The following is a 1356-nucleotide window of genomic DNA, read 5'->3' on the forward strand; positions in this document are numbered from 1 at the left end:
CTCCGTGGGTGCTTGGTACCCGCCAGCAACCTTGATTAAATCGCCACTTTCGATGAGTGCGTCTAGGTCCGGCCGCGGTGGGAAGTAGTCGATTGCCTCCCGCACCTGGCGCATCAGCTCTTCATCCATATCGAGTCTCCTTTCGTGGTAGGTGATGGCRATCCTACATCAACACAGCGTAGATAGACGGCAAAGCGGGAATTCCCGTTTTGGGCTAACCGACACTTTCGCGAGACGGTCGTAAGGGCATGGGAGGTTTACTCCAATGGTGGAAACCTCGATGCCCCACCGCTGGTGTAACACCCAGACTTCCACCAGTGGTGGGAGTTACAGGCGCATCTGCCGAATCACCTGGCGCGAATCGGCGCCGGGGGCAATTTTTCGCTCCGTACTAAAACGCAGAGCAACACGACTGAAGGAGGTCTCGACTCATCCACAATCGATAGCTATCTTGAGCGAACACACCATGGATCGATCAAGGAAAGAGAAATGCAGAAAAGGCACCAGGTATTTATCAGCTCGACCTATACAGACCTGAAAGAGGAGCGAGCCCTGGTCACGCAGACTCTCATGCAAATGGACTGCATACCTGCCGGCATGGAGCTTTTTCCTGCTACAGATGAAGAACAATTTGAGTTCATCAAAAAAGTTATCGATGACTGCGATTACTACCTGCTAATTATTGGTGGCCGCTATGGATCTACCACTGAAGAAGGGATTAGCTACACAGAGAAAGAGTATGAATACGCGGTAGAGCAAAGTATTCCGGTCCTAGCACTACTTCATCAAAGCCCAAGTTCAATCTCTGTGGAAAAATCTGAAATATCTTCAGAGATGCGAGAACAACTCAACAACTTCAGAACACGCGTCTCAACTGGCCGGCTAGTTAAGTACTGGATCAACGGAAGTGATTTGCCAGGGCAAGTGGCAATCAGCATTGCACAGGCTATATCGCGTTTCCCAAGGGTCGGATGGATTCGGGGCAACAACGTAGCAAGTGAGGATTTACTCCGTGAAATAAATGATCTAAGAAAAGAAAATCAAGCCCTGAAGACAAAGTACGAGCTTCAGAAAAACATTCCTGCAATCGAAGAGCTGAGCCCCGCAGCTCTAGACTCTAGCATCACTTTGCATGGAACATACTCAGCGAACATGACAAGGCTGGAGTGGAGCGCAAATACAAATTGGAGGGAGATATTTTATTTAATTTCGCCGTACCTCACGATCAGCACTCCCGAAATTTCCATTAAAGAACACTTACGAAGCGGCATCGTTTCCAAGCATCGAATCAACGCATACAAAAACATACTGAACGATCAAGACTTCCAAACCGTATCAGTGCAAATGCAGATACTT

The 1356-nt window shown here is 48.5% G+C and carries 1 protein-coding gene; it reads left to right on the forward strand.

The window, feature by feature from the left end; translation table 11 throughout:
* Nucleotides 1-489: 489 nt before the first annotated feature.
* A partial coding sequence (locus AC1DLB_RS30115; protein WP_477786296.1) for a DUF4062 domain-containing protein occupies nucleotides 490-1356 on the forward strand: 867 nt, incomplete at its 3' end.

This window comes from Pseudomonas sp. 05N434 (genome assembly GCF_056396965.1).